Consider the following 18,940-nt stretch of genomic DNA (forward strand, 5'->3'; position numbering starts at 1 on the left):
GGCCGGTCAGTCGCTACCGCCGCCGCCGGAGGGCACCGGAACGATGACCACTCGGTCGTCGGTCGGAACGGGCTGACCGCCGTCCTTGTTCACGGTGCTGACCCACACCTGCCCTTCGGCGCCGAGCGACGCGCCGCGCAGGCGGCCGTACCGGTCCTGGGCGATCAGGGTCGGCGGGGTGGTGACGGCGCCCGTCTCGGGATCCACCGGAACGAGGCTCACGGCGCGTGCACCGGACATGGACACCGAGACCGATCCGGGCCCGGCGGCGCATCCGCCGACGCCGGGCTTGTCGGGCCACGTCCATACCGGGCTCACCACGGCACCCTCCGGGGTGATACGCGACAGACGGTCCTCCGAGGCGGTGGCGTCGGTGACCCAAGTGCTGCCGGTGCCGTCCACGCACACATCTCCCGCGCGCCCGATGCCGCTCATGACGATGCGCGGTGCGACCGGCGACGGCGGGTCGACGCGAGGGTTGTCGATGGCCAGAACCTTGCCGGCCAGTGACGAGGGGTCGGACGACGACGCCGGGCTGCCCGCGTCTCCGGTGATGACGCGCAGTTCCGTCGGCGAGGTGAAGTCGAGCGCCCCCGAGTTCTCGGTGCTGCCGCGAGGGATGCCCGTCAGGACAGGCTTCGGCACGTCGCCCGCGGCGATTCGCACGACGCGATTGTCCGACGCGGTGGTGATGTAGGCGTAGAGAAGTCGGTCCTCGTCGTACGTCGGGGACAGCGCGACGTCGAGAAGGCCGCCACCGCCGGATCCGTCGACGGGGACGGAGGCGACGGGTCGCGGGGTCTGTCCCGGTGCCACCTGGAAGATCGTGCCGGTGCGGCGTTCACCGACGAGGGCAGCGGCGCCTCCGGGGAGCACGACCAGGCCGGACAACGTGTCGAGGCACGTCGCGACGACGTTCGGATCCGGGTCGATGCACGGCCCGGTGGCCGGCGACGGCGGGGGAGGAGTGCTGGATCCCGGAGCGCCCGGCTCGACCGGTTCGATGTCGGCAGCCCCGAACGTCGGCTCCGGTGAGAACGGGGTGGACGCCGAGTCGTCGAATCGTGCGCAGCCCGCGGACACGGTGATCACCGCGAGGACCGCGGCCCCGATCGCCGTCGTGCGCCCTGATGCTCCGAACATGTCACGCACCGTCATGAGATCCCACGGTACGGGTCGCGCCTGCGCCGAGAAGCGGGCTGCCGCAACTAGGCTGACGCCCGTGAGTGACAAGCCCGAAGACACAGGCCGATCGACGTCCGGATACGAGCCGGCCGCGAGTCCCTACGACCAGCCGACGGAGCGATTGGGACAGGGCGCCGGCGGGCAGTCCGTCCCGCGCACCGACGACGATCTCGACGCCGGGTCGTCGCGCACCGCGCACCCCACCGAAAAGCTGCCGTCCTACGAGACGGCGCCCGCCTACACCGCACCGGGCTCCACCCGTGAGCCCGCGTACGACGACAGCGCCACCCGCGCGATCCCGGTCGCGGGAGCATCGGCCGCCCCGGTGGATGTCGAGCCCGAGGCCCGCATCGTCCCCGAGAAGCGCGGCACCCTCGACCTGGGCCTGTTGATCCTGCGCGTGAGCGTCGGTGCGATCGTCCTGGTGCACGGCTTGCAGAAGCTGACCGGGTGGTTCGACGGACCGGGTCTCTCGGGCTTCCAGGAGATCGTCGCCGGTGCCGGATACGACCAGGCACGGTTGCTGTCGATCCTGGGCGCGGTCGGTGAGGTCGCCGGCGGAGCGCTGCTGATCCTCGGCCTCGCGACACCTCTGGCCGGCGCTGCCGTGGTCGCGGTCATGATCAACGCGTGGCTGGTCCGTCAGGTCGCGGAACCCGGCCTGCAGTTCTTCGCACCCTCCGGCGTCGAGTACGAGACTCTGCTGGTGCTCGCCGCGGCGGCCATCATCCTCACGGGACCGGGACGCATCGCCGTCGACGGTGGTCGTGGTTGGGCCCGTCGCCCGTTCATCGGATCGTTCCTGGCTCTGGCCATCGGAGTCGGCGGCGCCGCTGCGCTGTGGATCTTCCTGAACGGCGCCGACCCCTTCGCCTGAGCCGTGACCAGTCGTCCACAACTCGGCCGGATCGACGGGATCCCGTCTGTTCACCCGAGTTGTGGACGCTCAGGCACCGGTCTCGGAGTCGGTGTCCTCGGCAGGAGTCTCGACGGGTGAGGGATCGGGGACCGCGCCGCCGCTGGCGACGGACAGCTGCGGAAGCTTGTCCACCGTCACACCGGGCATCCGCACGGCGGAGCCGTCCGCCAACGTCGCCTTGCCCCATCCGAGGCGGGGGAACAGCAGTCCCGTGACCGACGACCATTCGACGGTCGTCGACCCGAAGGCGCGCCGCGAGACGAAGTGCTCGGGCGTGACCGTGGTGCGGACCCGCAGGATCCAGTACGCGAGGAGCAGGGGGAGCGCGAGCATCCACCCGAAAAGCGCGGGCGCTCCGACCACGGGGAACGTCACCCCGAAGAGGAACAGGGCGACTCCGGACAGTGCCAGCGCGGGGACGCGGAACACCGTGGGAGCGACGGGGGACGCGTCGGGAGCGGGGTCGTCGGTATGGGAGACTGTCACCGGTGGTTCGGACTGCTGCGAAGACGTCACCCCTACATCTTCGCACTGCACATACGCCATCCCACATAATGGGATCACGGGTTCGGTAAGTTTGACTGGCACAGCATCACGCGCCTAACGTCACGTGTGTGAAGCATGAAGAGTTCCTCGTAATCGGCAGGCGCGTCGTCGCCTGAGCCGAAACACTTCACGCTCAGCCATGACGCGCCACCCTCGTACAGCATCTGCTGGCGAGGGTTTTTTCTTGCCCGGATGAAGATCTAAGGAAGCACCAGTGAGCGCACCCACCGCCCGGCCCGGCCCGGCAGCACGCAAGGTCACGCCTGCCGCCGATCGCCCCACGCCGTCCGCGACGCCGACGCGTCGTCCCCTGCCCCCCGAGCGCGTGACGGGCGCCAAGTCCGTCGTCCGTGCGCTCGAAGAACTCGATGTAGATGTCGTCTTCGGCATTCCGGGTGGTGCCGTTCTTCCCGTCTACGATCCGCTCCTCGATTCCACGAAGGTGCGGCACGTCCTGGTGCGCCACGAGCAGGGTGCAGGACACGCTGCGACCGGATACGCCCAGGCCACAGGTCGGGTCGGCGTCTGCATCGCCACGTCCGGTCCGGGTGCCACCAACCTGGTCACCCCGCTTGCCGACGCGCAGATGGACTCGGTCCCGATCGTCGCGATCACGGGTCAGGTCGGCCGCGCGCTGATCGGCACCGACGCATTCCAGGAAGCCGACATCTCCGGCATCACGATGCCGGTCACGAAGCACAACTTCCTGATCACCGATCCGATCGACATCCCTCGCATGATCGCCGAGGCCTTCTACCTCGCGTCGTCCGGTCGACCGGGTGCTGTCCTTGTCGACATCCCCAAGGACGTGCTGCAGGCGCAGACCACGTTCTCGTGGCCGCCGGAGATGAAGCTGCCCGGTTACCGCCCAGTGACCAAGCCGCACGGAAAGCAGGTGCGCGAGGCAGCTCGACTCATCGCGGCTGCGAAGAAGCCGGTGCTGTACTGCGGCGGCGGCATCATCAAGTCGAACTCGTCGCCGGAGCTGCTCGAGCTCGCGGAACTCACGGGCATCCCCGTCGTGACGACGCTGATGGCACGCGGCGTCTTCCCGGACAGCCACGACCTGAACCTCGGTATGCCCGGCATGCACGGCACCGTGGCCGCGGTAGCCGCACTGCAGAAGAGTGATCTGCTGATCACGCTCGGTGCTCGCTTCGACGACCGCGTGACCGGACAGCTCGATTCCTTCGCCCCCGAGGCGAAGGTCGTCCACGCCGACATCGATCCCGCCGAGATCGGCAAGAACCGGTTCGCCGACGTGCCGATCGTGGGCGACTGCCGCGAGGTCATCGTCGAGCTCATCGAGGCCATCCGTGCGGACCAGGCCACCGGCACCACGCTGGACCTCGCCGACTGGTGGACCTACCTCGACAACGTGCGTCGTACGTACCCGTTGAGTTACGACCGGCCTTCCGACGGTGCGATGTCGCCGGAGTTCGTGATCCAGTCCATCGGCAAGTTCGCCGGACCGGATGCGATCTACTGCGCCGGCGTCGGCCAGCACCAGATGTGGGCTGCACAGTTCATCAGCTACGAGAAGCCGCGCACGTGGCTCAACTCGGGTGGACTGGGCACGATGGGTTACGCCGTGCCCGCCGCCATGGGCGCCAAGATGGGTCTGCCCGACACCGAGGTGTGGGCCATCGACGGCGACGGCTGCTTCCAGATGACCAACCAGGAACTCGCGACCTGCGCGGTCGAGGGCATCCCGATCAAGGTTGCCGTCATCAACAACGGCAACCTGGGCATGGTCCGCCAGTGGCAGACGCTGTTCTACGAGGAGCGGTACTCCAACACCGAGCTGGGCACGCACGGAACGGTGCGCATCCCGGACTTCCTCAAGCTGGCGGAGGCGCTGGGCTGTGTCGGACTGCGCTGCGAGCGTGAGGAAGACGTGGACGCCGTCATCGCCCAGGCTCGTGCCATCAACGACCGTCCGGTGGTCATCGACTTCATCGTCGGCAAGGATGCCCAGGTGTGGCCCATGGTCGCCGCGGGCACCGGCAACTCCGAGATCATGGCCGCGCGCGGCATCCGCCCGCTGTTCGACAACGACGAGGAAGCCGCGCAGGAGCCCGGTTCGGTCGGCGACGTCACCGAAGCGGCTCAGGGCGCGAACGCGAAAGGTATCGACCTGTGAGCACCAGTCACACCCTGAGTGTCCTCGTGGAGGACAAGCCGGGCGTTCTCGCGCGCGTCGCGTCGTTGTTCTCGCGCCGCGGATTCAACATCGCCTCGTTGGCGGTGGGCGGCACCGAGATTCCCGAGATCTCCCGCATGACCATCGTGGTCACCGTCGACGAATTCCCCCTCGAGCAGGTGACCAAGCAGCTCAACAAGCTGGTCAACGTCATCAAGATCGTCGAGCAGGAGGCCGACTCGTCGGTCGCTCGCGAGCTGGTGCTGATCAAGGTGCGTGCCGACGCCAGTGTGCGCAGCGAGGTCATCGAGACGGTGAACCTGTTCCGCGCCAAGGTCATCGACGTCTCGCCGGAGGCGGTCACGGTCGAGGCGACGGGCACCCGGTCCAAGCTCGAGGCATTGCTGCGGATGCTCGACCCGTACGGAGTGCGAGAGATCGTGCAGTCCGGAGTCGTCGCCGTCGGACGCGGACCCAAGTCCATCACCGCGTCCCGCTAGACACCCAACCCAGTAGTTTCGAGTACCCGGTCACATTCGACCGGGACAGATGTAGGAGGAAACCACAGTGGCAGTCGAGATGTTCTACGACGACGATGCCGATCTCTCGATCATCCAGGGCCGCAAGGTCGCTGTGATCGGGTACGGAAGCCAGGGCCACGCGCACTCGCTGAGCCTGCGCGACTCGGGTGTCGATGTCCGCATCGGCCTCAAGGAAGGCTCCAAGTCGCGTGACAAGGCTGCCGAGCAGGGTCTCGGTGTGGGTACGCCGGCGGAGGTCTCCGAGTGGGCCGACGTCATCATGCTGCTCGCTCCGGACACCGCCCAGGCGCAGATCTTCAAGGACGACATCGAGCCGAACCTCAAGGACGGCGACGCGCTGTTCTTCGGTCACGGCCTCAACATCCACTTCAAGCTGATCGAGGCCCCGGCCAACATCACCGTCGGCATGGTCGCCCCCAAGGGGCCCGGCCACCTCGTGCGCCGTCAGTTCGTCGACGGCAAGGGCGTTCCCGCGCTCATCGCCATCGATCAGGACCCCAAGGGTGAAGGGCAGGCGCTCGCGCTGTCCTACGCCCGCGGCATCGGCGGCACCCGCGCCGGCGTCATCAAGACCACCTTCAAGGAAGAGACCGAGACCGACCTCTTCGGCGAGCAGGCCGTGCTGTGCGGCGGCACCGAGGAACTGGTCAAGACCGGTTTCGAGGTCATGGTCGAGGCCGGCTACGCGCCCGAGATGGCGTACTTCGAGGTTCTGCACGAGCTCAAGCTGATCGTCGACCTGATGTACGAGGGCGGCATCGCTCGCATGAACTACTCGGTGTCCGACACCGCGGAATTCGGTGGCTACCTCTCCGGACCGCGCGTCATCGACGCCGGCACCAAGGAGCGGATGAAGGCCATCCTCGCCGACATCCAGTCCGGTGAGTTCACCCGCCGCCTCGTCGCCAACGTCGAGAACGGCAACACCGAGCTCGAAGGCCTCCGCAAGGAGAACGCCGAGCACCCCATCGAGGTCACCGGCAAGAAGCTGCGCGACCTGATGAGCTGGGTCGACCGTCCCATCACCGAGACGGCCTGACTCTCGCATTTCTGACACGGGGCACCCGCGGTCGAGTTCGTCGACCTCGGGTGCCCTGCGTCGGGTCGCGGCTCGGCCACTAGGCTGACGCCCGCACGAATCCGGAACCACACCTCTTCTCCGTCACCTGATCAGGGAGTTCTTCACGTGAGCCAGCCAGGCCGCCCCATCGTCCTCATCGCCGACAAACTTGCGCAGTCCACCGTCGAGGCACTCGGCGACGGAGTCGAGGTCCGGTGGGTGGACGGTCCGGATCGTCCGGCTCTCCTCGCCGCGGTCCCCGATGCCGACGCCATCCTGGTCCGCTCCGCGACCACGGTCGACGCCGAGGTGCTCGCTGCCGGAACCAAGCTCAAGATCGTCGCCCGCGCCGGCGTCGGCCTGGACAACGTCGACGTCCCCGCAGCGACCGAGCGCGGCGTGCTCGTCGTCAACGCCCCCACGTCCAACATCCACACCGCCGCAGAGCACGCGGTGACGCTGCTGCTCTCGGCTGCTCGCCAGATCCCCGCCGCCGACGCCACGCTGCGTCAGCACGAGTGGAAGCGCAGCAAGTTCAACGGTGTCGAGATCTTCGGCAAGACCGTCGGTGTGGTCGGACTCGGCCGTATCGGTCAGCTCTTCGCACAGCGTCTCGCCGCGTTCGAGACCCACATCATCGCGTACGACCCTTACGTCTCCCCGGCTCGCGCGGCTCAGCTCGGCATCGAGCTGGTCACCCTGGACGAGCTGCTCGAGCGCGCCGACATGTTCTCGGTGCACCTTCCGAAGACCCCCGAGACGAAGGGTCTGATCGGCAAGGAAGCACTGGCCAAGACCAAGAAGGGCGTCATCGTCGTCAACGCCGCTCGCGGCGGCCTGGTCGACGAGCAGGCGCTCGCCGACGCCATCGTCAGTGGTCACGTGTTCGCCGCCGGCCTCGACGTGTACGCCACGGAGCCGTGCACGGACAGCCCGCTGTTCGAGCTTCCCCAGGTCGTCGTCACGCCCCACCTCGGTGCATCCACCACGGAGGCCCAGGACCGCGCCGGAACCGATGTCGCGAAGTCCGTACTGCTCGCTCTCGCAGGCGAATTCGTCCCGGATGCCGTCAACGTGTCCGGTGGATCCGTCGGCGAGGAAGTCGCTCCCTGGCTCGACATCGTGCGCAAGCAGGGCGTCCTCGTCGGCGCGTTGTCCGACGAGTTGCCGACGTCGCTGTCGGTGGACGTGCGGGGCGAACTGGCGTCCGAGGACGTCGACATCCTGAAGCTGTCGGCTCTGCGCGGATTGTTCTCCGCCGTCATCGAGGACGCCGTCACCTTCGTCAACGCTCCGTCGTTGGCGCAGGAACGTGGCGTCACGGCCGAGGTCAGCACGGCCAGCGAGAGCCCGAACCACCGCAGCGTCGTCGACGTGCGTGCCGTCTACGGCGACGGGAGCGTCATCAATGTCGCGGGCACCCTCACGGGCCCGCAGCACGTGGAGAAGATCGTCAACATCAACGGCCGCAACTTCGATCTGCGCGCCGAGGGCAAGAATCTCATCGTCACGTACGGCGATCGTCCGGGCTCGCTCGGACGTATCGGCACCGCACTCGGTGACGCGGGCATCGACATCGCTGCCGCTGCGCTGAGCCAGGATGCCGAGGGCGGCAGCGCGACCATCCTGCTGCGCGTCGATCGCGACGTCTCGCAGGACGTCCGGGACTCGATCGCCGCGTCTGTCGGCGCGACGACCATCGAGCTCGTCGACCTGTCCTGATGTCGACGCCGAACGAGGGGACTTCGATGAAGCTGGGAGTGGTGGCCGGAGACGGTATCGGACCCGAGGTGGTGGCCGAGGCTCTCAAGGTTCTCGACATCGTCGTACCGGGTGCCGAGATCACCGAGTACGACCTGGGCGCTCGCCGGTATCACGCGACGGGGGAGATCCTTCCCCCGTCGGTGCTCGAGGAGTTGCGCGGACACGACGCGATCCTGCTGGGCGCCATCGGCGACCCGTCGGTACCCAGTGGCGTTCTCGAGCGGGGACTGCTGCTGACGGCGCGCTTCGCACTGGATCACCACATCAACCTGCGGCCGTCCAAGCTGTACCCGGGTGTCGTCGGTCCGCTCGCGGGCAACAAGCCGGTCGACATCGTGGTGGTGCGTGAAGGCACCGAGGGTCCGTACACCGGCAACGGTGGCGCCATCCGCGTCGGTACGCCGCACGAGGTGGCCACCGAGGTCAGCCTCAACACGCGCTTCGGTGTGGAGCGTGTGGTCCGCGACGGGTTCGCGCGCGCGATGGGTCGTCGGAAGCACCTGACCCTGTTGCACAAGACCAACGTGCTCGGGTTCGCAGGCTCGCTCTGGCAGCGGACCGTCGACGAGGTGGCCGGCGAATTTCCCGAGGTCGAGGTCGCCTACCAGCACATCGACGCGGCGACGATCCACCTGGTGACCGATCCTGGACGCTTCGACGTCATCGTGACCGACAACCTGTTCGGCGACATCATCACCGACCTCGCCGCTGCGGTCGCCGGTGGCATCGGGCTGGCGGCGAGCGCCAACATCGACGCCACCCGCACCAACCCGAGCATGTTCGAACCGGTCCACGGCAGTGCCCCGGACATCGCGGGCAAGGGCATCGCCGATCCGACGGCGGCAATCCTGTCCGTGTCGTTGTTGCTCGCGCATCTGGGTCAGGACGATGCCGCGGCACGCGTCGAAGCCGCTGTGGCACAGGATCTCTCGACTCGCACCGCGGGCGATCCCGGACGCACGTCGGTCATCGGCGACCGCATCGCCTCACTGGTGTAGCCGGCTGCGGTGCTCACGAGGAATGGTGGGCACCGCGGCGGCCGCCACGATCGCCGACACCGCAAAAGCCACCGGGTACGACGTGTGGGTGATCAACGCCCCGAACAACGGTGGCACTGCCGATGCTGCGATGAACTGGCTGGTGTTCTGCGCGCCCAGCGCTCGACCGCTCCAGAACGGTCCGGCGCGTTCGGCGACGGCGGTGAACGCCAGGCCGTTGGGGGAGACGGTGGCGACCGATGCCACCACCAGCACGACGACCGAGACCGACCAGCCCGCGGCGTCGGCGATTGCCAGCACGATCATGACGGTGACCACTGCCGCGGCTACCCAGCGCATGGGTCCGAGTCGACTTCCGACCCGATCCGAGACGGCGCCCACCCCGATCCGGCCGAACGCCCCGAGTACCTGGGCGACGGTGATCAGGATGCCGGCGGCAGCGGGGGACCACTCGCGCTGATCCACCAGCCACACCAACGAGAACGTCCACACCACGTACTGGGGCACCACCAGCGCCACCGACGCCGCGTGGATACGCCACAGGTCGCGGCGTCCCCGATAGGGGTTTGCCAGCAACTCCGCACTGGAGGACGCGGTACGCGATGGTCTCGGGGGGTCGAAGACTCCGATCACACAGGCGATGGCGCCGACGGTGGAGGCGACGGCGGGTAGCAGCATGGCGCTGCTGACTCCGTGGTCACGCGCTATTCCGGGAATCAGCAACGCGGACAAGGCAACTCCGAGGGGCAGGGACATCTGTCGGATACCCATGGCGAGGCCACGGCGGTGCGGCGGGAACCATCCCACGACGACCCGGCCGGTGGCGGAGTTGACGCTGGCCGCCGCCATGCCGCCGAGCAGGAGGAAGACGGCGAGCGCGACGGTGGACTCGGTGGCGGCCGCGCAGAACGCGGCTACTGCTGTCAGGGCGGACCCGGTGATCAACGATCGACGCTCGCCGATCCTGTCGACGACCGCGCCCCACGCGAACAGGGTCAGCACGATGCCGGCCGTCGGCATGGCGACGACGATGCCGGCCTCGGTGAGGCTCATGCCCCGTTGATCGCGGAGCGCGGGAATGAGGAAGGCCGCACCGTTCAGGAGCAGCGCGGTCGAGGCGGTCGTGAGCATGCCGATGATCAGCATGGTCCAGCGTCCTGTCGCGGACGCGCTGTAGCGCTGCACGATCGACCGGCTCCCGGTCATAGCTTCTCCGATCTCATAATGTGAGATTGTCGTCCTGCATGGTGAACATCTCGTGCCGATGCTACAGGCGAGTGCGGGGTCGATAGACTTCGCACATGCGTCTAGGTCGAGTAGCAAGTCCCGACGGTGTCGCCTTCGTCGCCATAGAAGGCGACGGCGACGACCGGACCGCGAGGGAGATCGCCGAACATCCCTTCGGCACACCCACCTTCACCGGACGGAGCTGGCCCCTCGCAGATGTCCGCCTGCTGGCTCCCATCCTGGCGAGCAAGGTGATCTGCATCGGCAAGAACTACGCGGCACATGCCGCCGAGATGGGATCGGAAGCACCGCAGGATCCGGTCATCTTCATCAAGCCCAACACCTCGATCGTCGGGCCCGGCGCCAACATCGTGCGCCCGGCCTCGTCGAACGAGGTGCATTACGAGGGCGAGCTCGCCGTCGTCATCGGCCGACCCTGCAAGGACGTCCCCGCTGCGCGCGCCGCGGACGTCATCCTGGGGTACACCGTCGCGAACGACGTCACCGCTCGCGATCACCAGCGTCACGACGGTCAGTGGACACGCGCGAAGGGTCACGACACCTTCTGCCCTCTCGGTCCCTGGATCGAGACCTCGCTCGACGCATCCGATCTCGCGATCAGCACGACGGTCGACGGGGAGGTCAAGCAGAGCGGTCGTACATCCGACCTCCTGCACACGGTTCCCGAGATCATCGAGTGGATCTCCGCGGTCATGACGCTGCTCCCGGGCGACGTCATCCTCACGGGTACGCCGGAAGGTGTGGGTCCGATCGTCGCCGGCCAGACCGTCTCCGTCGAGATCGAGGGCATCGGCACGCTGAGCAACCCGGTGGTGGACAAGTGACGATCACGTCGGATGTCCGCGTCCGGTTCTGCCCGTCTCCCACCGGAACTCCGCACGTAGGTCTCGTGCGTACCGCACTCTTCAACTGGGCGTTCGCCCGTCACCACGGCGGTGCATTCGTCTTCCGCATCGAGGACACCGACGCGGCCCGTGACTCCGAGGACTCCTACCGTGCACTTCTCGACGCGCTGCGGTGGTTGGGTCTGGAGTGGGACGAGGGCCCCGAGGTGGGCGGGCCCTACGAGCCCTACCGTCAGTCCTTGCGACGCGATCAGCATCTCGCCGTCGTGCAGTCGCTTCTCGATGCCGGCGAGGCGTACGAGAGTTTCTCCACCCCCGAGGAGGTCGAGGCTCGACACCTCGCGGCGGGGCGAGATCCGAAGCTGGGCTTCGACAACCACGATCGCACGTTGACCGACGAGCAGCGGGCCGCCTTCCGCGAGGAGGGGCGCAAGCCCGTCGTCCGCCTGCGGATGCCGGATCACGACCTTTCGTGGAACGACCTCGTCCGCGGTGAGACCACATTCCGGGCGGGCACGGTTCCCGATTTCGCGCTGACACGCGGAAACGGTGTCCCGTTGTACACCTTGGTCAATCCCGTCGACGACGCGTTGATGAAGATCACCCACGTGCTTCGCGGCGAGGACCTGCTGTCCTCGACTCCCCGCCAGATCGCTCTGTACGAGGCACTCGTGCGCATCGGGGTGGCCGATCGGATTCCCGAGTTCGGACATCTGCCGTTCGTGATGGGGCAGGGCAACAAGAAGCTGTCGAAGCGCGATCCCGAAGCGGACCTCTTCCTGCACCGTGAGCGCGGATTCGTTCCCGAGGGCCTGCTCAACTACCTCGCACTGCTCGGATGGGGTTTCTCCGACGACCGCGACGTCTTCTCGCTGGAGGAGATGGTGCAGGCGTTCGACATCTCCTCCGTCAACTCCAATCCGGCGCGCTTCGACCAGAAGAAGGCCGACGCGATCAACGCCGAGCACATCCGGATGCTCGAGCCGTCCGACTTCGCTGCACGGTTGCGCGGCTACCTCGAGACCCACGGTCATCCGATCGAGGTGACCGACGAGGTGTTCGCCGAGGCGGCAGAACTGGTGCAGACCCGCATCGTCGTCCTGTCGGATGCGTGGGGGTTGCTCAAGTTCCTGCTTGCCCCGGCGGACCAGTTCTCGATCGACCCGGCGTCCGCGTCGAAGAATCTCGGTGCCGATGCAGGGCCGGTCCTCGACGCTACCGTGGCGGCTGCGGAGTCGCTTCCGGAGTGGACCGCCGAGGCGCTCGAGAGTGCACTCAAGACTGCGCTGATCGACGGCATGGAACTCAAGCCACGCAAAGCGTTTGCGCCGGTTCGCGTCGCGGTAACCGGGTCACACATCAGCCCGCCTCTGTACGAGTCGATGGTGTTGCTGGGGCGCGAGACATCGCTGGCCCGGCTGCGGTCGGCACGTACGTCGATCGTCTGACCGCGCCCGGCGGGGCTCGGCTGGTTCGACCGGCTCGAAAGGGATCGGCAATGAGCATCACCGACAGGATCGACCGGTTCCAGCAGCGTCATCCCGCTGTCGGCTTCCCGTTGGCCGTCTTCTACAAGTTCTTCGACGATCAGGGCGGCTACCTCGCGGCCCTGATCGCCTACTTCGGGTTCATCTCGCTGTTCCCCTTGCTCCTGCTCTTCTCCACGGTGCTCGGCATCGTGCTCGTCGGCAATCCCGAGTTGCAGCAGCGGATCATCGACTCGGCGATGAGTCAGATCCCGTTGATCGGTGAGCAACTCGGTCAGCCGGACAAACTCAGCGGTGGCTCCAGCGCCATCGTCATCGGCATCCTGGGGTCGCTGTACGGCGGCCTCGGTGTTGCCGTCGCAGCTCAGAACGCCATGAACGTGGCGTGGTCGGTGCCCAAGAACGAGCGCCCCGACCCGATCAGGGCCCGGGTGCGGGGCCTCGGACTCCTGGTCACCGTGGGAACCGCCGTCATCGGTGTGACAGTGCTCAACGGATTCAACGCCGCGGGCTTCTTCGGAACCATTGCCCAGGTGTTCGTGACCATTGCGGCGATCGTGCTCAACACCGCCACGTTCGTCGTCGCCTTCCGGCTGGGAACACCGCGGGCGGTGACGGTGAAGCAGGTCCTCCCCGGCGCCCTGATCGCTGCGTTGTTGTGGCAGGCACTCCAGACCTTCGGCGGGTACTACGTCCAGAGTGTGGTCGGGGGAGCGGACACGACCAACGGAGTCTTCGCCATCGTGCTCGGCCTCCTGGCGTTCCTGTACGTCGCGTCCATCGTCCTGGTGCTGTGCATCGAGGTGAACGTGGTGCGGGCGGACCGGTTGCACCCTCGGTCGCTACTGACGCCGTTCACCGACAACGTCGAGCTGACCGACGGCGACCGCGACGCATACACGGCGGCCGCCGAGGCGCAGAAGAGCAAGGGTTTCGAGGAGATCGACGTGACCTTCGGTGAGCCCGGAGGCGAGCCGGTGGCGGATCCAGCCCGCTGACCAGCCGATTTGGTGATTCGGGCATGGTGTTTGGTAGTGTTCTCCACGGCCCGAAACGGTCCGGAGAAGCATGCCGGAACAGGCCATTGGGGTATGGTGTAATTGGCAACACAGCGGTTTCTGGTACCGCCATTCTAGGTTCGAGTCCTGGTACCCCAGCAGAGAAACACCCGATTTTGTCGGATGCTCTCGGCCGGTTACGCTCTCCCGGTTGCTCCACAGAAATGAATAACACGGCAAGTTCCTGGCCCCGTCGTCTAGCGGCCTAGGACGCCGCCCTCTCAAGGCGGTAGCGCGGGTTCGAATCCCGTCGGGGCTACAGAGTATTCGAGGACCACTGCGATGCGCAGTGGTCCTCGAGTCGTTTCCGGGGTTCCACGTGTGCGGAGTGCACACCCCGTCTGGTGGGCGCACACCCTCCGCCGCACGCCGCAGGGGGTGTGCGGTACGTGGCAGGGGTGTTCGCTCCGGCCTCTACAGGCGCTTGTGCACGGCGTCCGCGGCCTTGAGGAGATCTTCCGCCCATCGGACCCCCGGCCGTCGCCCCATCCGGTCGATCGGCCCCGACACCGAGATCGCTGCCACCACTCGGTCGTCGCGCCCACGGATGGGAGCGGCGACACTCGCGACACCCGCTTCCCGCTCCGCGGCACTCTGAGCCCATCCCCGTCGGCGGACGTCCGCGAGGACTCGCTCTCCGAACGCGGCGTCGGGAAGGACGGCACGCTGCAGGGCGGGGTCGGCCCATGCGAGAAGGACTTTGGCGCCGGAGCCCGCGGTGAGCGGAAGTCGGGCACCCACCAGCACTGTGTCGCGCAGACCCGTCGGCGGTTCCATGGCCGCCACACACACCCGGACGGTGCCGTCGATCCGGTACACCTGCACGCTCTCGCCCGTGATCTCGCGCAATCTGGGCAGCACCGTCGACGCGGCCTCGACGACGGGATCGCCCGCGGTGTCGGCAAGTTCCGCCAAGGCGGGTCCGGGTCGCCACAGGCCGTCGCTGTCACGGGCGAGCATCCGGTGGATCTCGAGTCCCACCGCCAGCCGGTGAGCGGTCGCGCGGGGCAGACCGGTGTGCGCGCAGAGGTCGGCGAGGCTGCAGGGCTGCGTCGAGACCGCGTGCAGCACGCTCACTGCTTTGTCCAGAACGCCGATGCCGCTATGCTGTCCCATGTAGCGATACTAGCGTCTCGCATCGTGAGATGGTGCGTGTGGATCGCTGCTCGACGTATCACGGATGCTCGATGTATCGGGAGAGGTAGCAGTCATGGCACCGAAGACGCTCGCAGAGAAGGTCTGGGATCAGCACGTCGTCGTCCGCGGAGGCGGCGAAGGAGATGCGACCAAGCCGGATCTCGTCTACATCGACCTCCACCTCGTGCACGAGGTCACCAGCCCCCAGGCGTTCGACGGACTCCGTCTGGCCGGCCGACCGGTCCGCCGGCCCGATCTGACCATCGCCACGGAGGACCACAACGTCCCGACCGTCGACATCGACCAGCCGATCGCCGATCTCGTGTCTCGCACCCAGGTGGACACGTTGCGACGCAACTGCGAGGAATTCGGTATCCGCCTGCACTCGATGGGGGACATCGATCAGGGCATCGTGCACATCATCGGACCGCAGCTCGGACTGACCCAGCCGGGAACGACCGTCGTCTGCGGAGACAGCCACACCTCGACCCACGGCGCATTCGGCGCTCTGGCAATGGGAATCGGCACCAGCGAGGTCGAACACGTCCTGGCCACGCAGACCCTGTCGCTGCGCCCGTTCAAGACCATGTCGGTCACCGTCGACGGTGAACTGGGCGACGACGTCGGCAGCAAGGACCTCATCCTGGCCGTCATCGCGCAGATCGGTACCGGCGGTGGCCAGGGCTACGTCATCGAATATCGCGGCGAGGCCGTCGAGAAGCTGTCGATGGAAGCGCGGATGACCATCTGCAACATGTCGATCGAAGCGGGCGCCCGTGCCGGGATGATCGCCCCCGACCAGACCACCTTCGACTACATCCAGGGTCGACCGCATGCGCCGACGGGTGAACTGTGGGACCGCGCCGTCGCGGAATGGTCGACGTTGGTGACCGACGAGGGCGCGGTGTTCGACAAGGAAGTTCGTATCGACGGGTCGGCGCTGACACCGTTCGTCACCTGGGGCACCAATCCGGGGCAGGGCGCTCCGCTCAGCGCCTCGGTGCCGGATCCGGCGGACATCGTCGACGAGGGTGAGAGCCAGTCGGCCGAGAAGGCGCTCACCTACATGGGTCTCACCGCCGGAACGCCGTTGCGGGAGATCTCCGTGGACACCGTCTTCCTCGGTTCCTGCACCAACGGCCGGATCGAGGATCTCCGCGTCGCAGCGAAGATCCTGGAGGGTCGCACGGTGGCCGACGGGGTGCGCATGCTCGTCGTTCCGGGATCCATGCGAGTCCGTGCACAGGCCGAGGACGAGGGGCTCGGCGACATCTTCGTCGCGGCAGGCGCGGAATGGCGTCAGGCGGGGTGCTCGATGTGCCTCGGGATGAACCCGGATCAACTGGCCCCCGGTGAGCGGTCGGCGTCGACGTCGAACCGCAATTTCGAAGGGCGACAGGGCAAAGGTGGTCGGACCCACCTCGTCTCTCCCGCGGTCGCCGCGGCGACCGCGGTACGCGGACGTCTGTCCGCTCCCGCGGATCTGACCTGACCCGACCATTCTCGCGTACTGCTGCCGAAAAGGATCGCATCATGGAATCGTTCACCACTCACACCGGAATCGGCGTCCCGTTGCGTCGCAGCAACGTCGATACCGATCAGATCATCCCGGCCGTCTATCTCAAGCGAGTCACCCGAACGGGTTTCGAGGACGGTCTGTTCGCCGGGTGGCGCACCGACCCCGGCTTCATCCTCAACGTTGCTCCGTTCGACCGGGGTTCGGTTCTCGTAGCGGGTCCGGATTTCGGTACCGGGTCCTCGCGCGAGCACGCCGTGTGGGCGCTCTCGGACTTCGGTTTCCGGGTCGTCATCGCCTCCAGATTCGCCGATATCTTCCGCGGAAACGCCGGAAAGGCGGGCCTTCTCGCCGCCGTTGTCGAGCAATCCGATGTGGAACTGCTGTGGAAATTGCTCGACGAGCAGCCCGGTCTCGAACTGACGGTCGACCTGGAAACGAAGACGATCAGCGCCGGAACCCTGGTGGTGCGCTTCGATATTGACGACTACACCCGGTGGCGTCTGCTCGAGGGTCTGGACGACATCGCACTGACGTTGCGCCAGGTAGAGGCCATTTCCGAGTTCGAGAAGTCCCGCCCGGAATGGAAGCCGGTGACGCTTCCGGCCCCCGGTCGTTAGCAATTCTCCGGGTCTCTCCGCGGCCGTTGCGCGACACTCATTGTGTCCGCGACGTTTACGGCTAACACACCGATTTGGCGTGGCTCGTGGACTACTCGGCATTTCCGGTTTACCGTGGTACTCAGTCGGTCCGACGACGGGCCAATCAGTTACCGGAGGAAATACCGATGAACAAGGCCGAACTCATCGATGCGTTGACCGAGAAAACCGGTGCGGATCGTCGCGCCGCCACGGACGCAGTCGAGAACATCGTGGACATCATCGTGCGTGCCGTGCACCGCGGGGAGTCGGTGACCATCACGGGATTCGGCGTCTTCGAACAGCGTCGTCGCGCTGCTCGCGTCGCTCGCAACCCGCGCACGGGTGAGACCGTCAAGGTCAAGCCGACCTCGGTTCCCGCCTTCCGTCCCGGTGCTCAGTTCAAGGCCGTCATCGCCGGTGGACAGAAGCTGTCCGCCACCGGACCCGCCGTGAAGCGTGGCGCATCCGCCGCTCCCGCGAAGAAGACCGCAGCCGCCAAGAAGACTCCGGCCAAGGCACCCGCGAAGGCGCCGGCGAAGTCCACTGCCGCAGCGAAGAAGACCACCGCGGCCAAGACTCCCGCCAAGGCCCCTGCCAAGACTGCAGCGAAGAAGACGACGGCAGCCAAGGCGCCCGCCAAGACCGCCGCCAAGAAGACGACGGCAGCCAAGGCGCCCGCCAAGACCGCTGCGAAGAAGACCACCACCGCGGCCGCGAAGAAGACCACGGCCACGAAGGCTCCGGCGAAGACCGCGGCCAAGAAGACCACTCCCGCGAAGAAGGCTGCACCGGCGAAGAAGGCTCCGGCCAAGAAGGCTCCGGCGAAACGTACTGCGCGCAAGTAACCTTCGCTCGACCCCGATACGCCGACGAGCCCCGGTCCTCACGGACCGGGGCTCGTCGCGGTCGTGACAGCTAGGAGTCGGTGCGGCGGGGGAGCGGTGAGTCGGTGTAGTCGGCGGCCACCAGAACGCCTCCGACGAAACTCAGGACCCAGACGCTCGCCTTGCGCGAGCGGGTCCGACTGAGCTCGATTCCGTCGCTGTCGGCCCACCACTGCATGAGGTCGGGAATGACCTTGCCCTGACTGCAGATCACCGGGACACCGGTCACGTCGCCCGCGATCTCCCTCGCGCGGCGGCGACCTCTGTCCGGGTCGCGCGCGTAGCCTTCCTCGGTCAGTGTCGGTTCGAGGGTCAGGTCCACACCGACGGACTCGGCCCACGGGGCGATGGTCTGGATACACCGGGTCCGCTCGGCGGTGAATCCGTCCGTGCCACCGAACGCCTGGATCAGCGGCACCAGCGCAGCTGCCTGCCGCACCCCGACGCTGTCGAGCGGCCGCTCGGCGTCGTCACCCTTGTAGCGCGCCTTGCTGCCGGCCCGTGCATGACGCACCAGCACAGCGGTACTGGTGGGTACGGGGTTCTGGGCGAACCGGCCCACGACGTCGCGATCGGCGTCGTAGGTGGCCAGTTCCCGAGCCTCGGCCGGGGTGAGCCACTGCAGTTCGTCGACCTCGTCGTTGACGGCGAACTCGCCGTCGGTCACGCGCGCGGCCCAGTAGTCCACGTGCTTCGTCTTCTTCGATCGCGGAATCGTGTAGGTGGTACTTCCGAGGCTGTGGCCGAGAACGCAGCGGAAACCCGTCTCCTCGTGTACTTCTCGCACCGCGGCGACCGCCGGAACCTCGTCGGCCTCGACCTTGCCCTTCGGCAACGACCAGTCGTCGTAGCGCGGCCGGTGCACGAGCGCGACGACAGGTTCGTCGCCGGAGGCCGACGCCCTCCACAGCACCGCACCGGCCGCCGCGATCGGTTCGATGTCGCGGCCTCCACGCGACGTGCTCAT

General features: G+C 67.2%; 17 protein-coding genes and 2 tRNA genes. 14 read left to right on the plus strand and 5 right to left on the minus strand.

What is annotated here, in order from left to right; genetic code table 11:
- Positions 1–6: 6 nt before the first annotated feature.
- Entirely contained in the window at positions 7–1,158 is a 1,152-nt protein-coding gene (locus RU01_RS20835) for a PQQ-dependent sugar dehydrogenase (protein ID WP_082043289.1), read from the minus strand.
- Between the two features lie 64 nt (positions 1,159–1,222).
- On the opposite strand from RU01_RS20835, the gene RU01_RS20840 reads away from it, so the two are divergent.
- Positions 1,223–2,062: a DoxX family protein gene (locus RU01_RS20840; RefSeq protein ID WP_042576499.1), complete on the plus strand. Its 840-nt coding sequence runs from the start codon at positions 1,223–1,225 to the stop codon at positions 2,060–2,062.
- A 69-nt stretch (positions 2,063–2,131) separates the two neighbouring features.
- Here RU01_RS20840 and RU01_RS20845 read toward each other — a convergent pair whose 3' ends face one another.
- Positions 2,132–2,620: a PH domain-containing protein gene (locus RU01_RS20845; RefSeq protein WP_197074844.1), complete on the minus strand. Its 489-nt coding sequence runs from the start codon at positions 2,618–2,620 to the stop codon at positions 2,132–2,134.
- 244 nt (positions 2,621–2,864) lie between these two features.
- Between RU01_RS20845 and RU01_RS20850 the strand changes: the two genes are divergently transcribed.
- The 5 genes from RU01_RS20850 (at position 2,865) to RU01_RS20870 (ending at position 9,157) form a co-directional block, all read left to right on the plus strand.
- Positions 2,865–4,793, plus strand: coding sequence for an acetolactate synthase large subunit (locus RU01_RS20850; protein WP_042576500.1), 1,929 nt, complete (start codon positions 2,865–2,867; stop codon positions 4,791–4,793).
- Complete coding sequence (gene ilvN / locus RU01_RS20855; protein WP_042576501.1) at positions 4,790–5,293, plus strand: acetolactate synthase small subunit; 504 nt, start codon at positions 4,790–4,792, stop codon at positions 5,291–5,293. The genes RU01_RS20850 and ilvN overlap by 4 nt, the downstream gene beginning before the upstream one ends.
- Before the next feature lie 79 nt (positions 5,294–5,372).
- Positions 5,373–6,374 carry a ketol-acid reductoisomerase gene (gene ilvC / locus RU01_RS20860; protein ID WP_197074845.1) on the plus strand — a complete coding sequence of 334 codons (1,002 nt, stop codon included), beginning with the start codon at positions 5,373–5,375 and terminating at the stop codon, positions 6,372–6,374.
- A 147-nt stretch (positions 6,375–6,521) separates the two neighbouring features.
- Positions 6,522–8,117 (plus strand): phosphoglycerate dehydrogenase, encoded by a 1,596-nt coding sequence (gene serA / locus RU01_RS20865; protein ID WP_042576503.1) that lies wholly within the window; start codon positions 6,522–6,524, stop codon positions 8,115–8,117.
- Positions 8,118–8,143: 26 nt separating this feature from the next.
- Positions 8,144–9,157 carry a 3-isopropylmalate dehydrogenase gene (locus tag RU01_RS20870; protein ID WP_042576541.1) on the plus strand — a complete coding sequence of 338 codons (1,014 nt, stop codon included), beginning with the start codon at positions 8,144–8,146 and terminating at the stop codon, positions 9,155–9,157.
- Here the strand turns inward: RU01_RS20870 and RU01_RS20875 are convergent.
- Positions 9,146–10,363: an MFS transporter gene (locus RU01_RS20875; protein ID WP_042576504.1), complete on the minus strand. Its 1,218-nt coding sequence runs from the start codon at positions 10,361–10,363 to the stop codon at positions 9,146–9,148. The two genes, RU01_RS20870 and RU01_RS20875, sit on opposite strands and share 12 nt — an antisense overlap.
- A 95-nt stretch (positions 10,364–10,458) precedes the next feature.
- Here RU01_RS20875 and RU01_RS20880 point away from each other — a divergent pair, with 95 nt between their 5' ends.
- The 5 genes from RU01_RS20880 (at position 10,459) to RU01_RS20900 (ending at position 14,054) form a co-directional block, all read left to right on the plus strand.
- Positions 10,459–11,229, plus strand: a complete 771-nt coding sequence (locus RU01_RS20880; protein ID WP_042576505.1) for a fumarylacetoacetate hydrolase family protein — start codon at positions 10,459–10,461, stop codon at positions 11,227–11,229.
- Positions 11,226–12,698, plus strand: a complete 1,473-nt coding sequence (gene gltX / locus RU01_RS20885; RefSeq protein WP_082043291.1) for a glutamate--tRNA ligase — start codon at positions 11,226–11,228, stop codon at positions 12,696–12,698. The genes RU01_RS20880 and gltX overlap by 4 nt, the downstream gene beginning before the upstream one ends.
- Positions 12,699–12,748: 50 nt before the next feature.
- Complete coding sequence (locus RU01_RS20890) at positions 12,749–13,735, plus strand: YihY/virulence factor BrkB family protein (RefSeq protein WP_042576506.1); 987 nt, start codon at positions 12,749–12,751, stop codon at positions 13,733–13,735.
- Between the two features lie 87 nt (positions 13,736–13,822).
- Positions 13,823–13,894: transfer RNA gene (locus tag RU01_RS20895), tRNA-Gln, on the plus strand.
- 87 nt (positions 13,895–13,981) lie between these two features.
- A tRNA-Glu gene (locus RU01_RS20900) sits at positions 13,982–14,054 on the plus strand.
- Positions 14,055–14,209: 155 nt separating this feature from the next.
- On the opposite strand, the gene RU01_RS20905 is transcribed toward RU01_RS20900, so the two are convergent.
- Positions 14,210–14,911 (minus strand): IclR family transcriptional regulator, encoded by a 702-nt coding sequence (locus RU01_RS20905; protein ID WP_042576507.1) that lies wholly within the window; start codon positions 14,909–14,911, stop codon positions 14,210–14,212.
- A 94-nt stretch (positions 14,912–15,005) separates the two neighbouring features.
- On the opposite strand from RU01_RS20905, the gene leuC reads away from it, so the two are divergent.
- From leuC to RU01_RS20920, 3 genes are all read left to right on the plus strand, one after another.
- Complete coding sequence (gene leuC / locus RU01_RS20910; protein WP_042576508.1) at positions 15,006–16,424, plus strand: 3-isopropylmalate dehydratase large subunit; 1,419 nt, start codon at positions 15,006–15,008, stop codon at positions 16,422–16,424.
- A gap of 41 nt (positions 16,425–16,465) precedes the next feature.
- Positions 16,466–17,068 carry a 3-isopropylmalate dehydratase small subunit gene (gene leuD, locus RU01_RS20915; RefSeq protein WP_042576509.1) on the plus strand — a complete coding sequence of 201 codons (603 nt, stop codon included), beginning with the start codon at positions 16,466–16,468 and terminating at the stop codon, positions 17,066–17,068.
- A 167-nt stretch (positions 17,069–17,235) separates the two neighbouring features.
- Entirely contained in the window at positions 17,236–17,934 is a 699-nt protein-coding gene (locus RU01_RS20920; RefSeq protein ID WP_042576510.1) for an HU family DNA-binding protein, read from the plus strand.
- A 70-nt stretch (positions 17,935–18,004) separates the two neighbouring features.
- Here the strand turns inward: RU01_RS20920 and RU01_RS20925 are convergent, their stop codons facing one another.
- Positions 18,005–18,940 (minus strand): NUDIX hydrolase, encoded by a 936-nt coding sequence (locus tag RU01_RS20925; RefSeq protein WP_042576511.1) that lies wholly within the window; start codon positions 18,938–18,940, stop codon positions 18,005–18,007.

It is taken from the genome of Rhodococcus sp. MEB064 (assembly GCF_000834565.1).
GTDB lineage: Bacteria > Actinomycetota > Actinomycetes > Mycobacteriales > Mycobacteriaceae > Rhodococcoides.

What these genes read in the sequence shown, in the direction of transcription:
- RU01_RS20835 (WP_082043289.1), bottom strand. Translation starts at nt 1,158, where the DNA reads ATGACGGTGCGTGACATGTTCGGAGCATCAGGGCGCACGACGGCGATC.
- ilvC (WP_197074845.1), top strand. Translation starts at nt 5,373, where the DNA reads ATGTTCTACGACGACGATGCCGATCTCTCGATCATCCAGGGCCGCAAG.
- RU01_RS20870 (WP_042576541.1), top strand. Translation starts at nt 8,144, where the DNA reads ATGAAGCTGGGAGTGGTGGCCGGAGACGGTATCGGACCCGAGGTGGTG.
- RU01_RS20875 (WP_042576504.1), bottom strand. Translation starts at nt 10,363, where the DNA reads ATGACCGGGAGCCGGTCGATCGTGCAGCGCTACAGCGCGTCCGCGACA.
- RU01_RS20880 (WP_042576505.1), top strand. Translation starts at nt 10,459, where the DNA reads ATGCGTCTAGGTCGAGTAGCAAGTCCCGACGGTGTCGCCTTCGTCGCC.
- RU01_RS20890 (WP_042576506.1), top strand. Translation starts at nt 12,749, where the DNA reads ATGAGCATCACCGACAGGATCGACCGGTTCCAGCAGCGTCATCCCGCT.
- RU01_RS20905 (WP_042576507.1), bottom strand. Translation starts at nt 14,911, where the DNA reads ATGGGACAGCATAGCGGCATCGGCGTTCTGGACAAAGCAGTGAGCGTG.
- leuC (WP_042576508.1), top strand. Translation starts at nt 15,006, where the DNA reads ATGGCACCGAAGACGCTCGCAGAGAAGGTCTGGGATCAGCACGTCGTC.
- leuD (WP_042576509.1), top strand. Translation starts at nt 16,466, where the DNA reads ATGGAATCGTTCACCACTCACACCGGAATCGGCGTCCCGTTGCGTCGC.
- RU01_RS20920 (WP_042576510.1), top strand. Translation starts at nt 17,236, where the DNA reads ATGAACAAGGCCGAACTCATCGATGCGTTGACCGAGAAAACCGGTGCG.
- RU01_RS20925 (WP_042576511.1), bottom strand. Translation starts at nt 18,940, where the DNA reads ATGAGCACGTCGCGTGGAGGCCGCGACATCGAACCGATCGCGGCGGCC.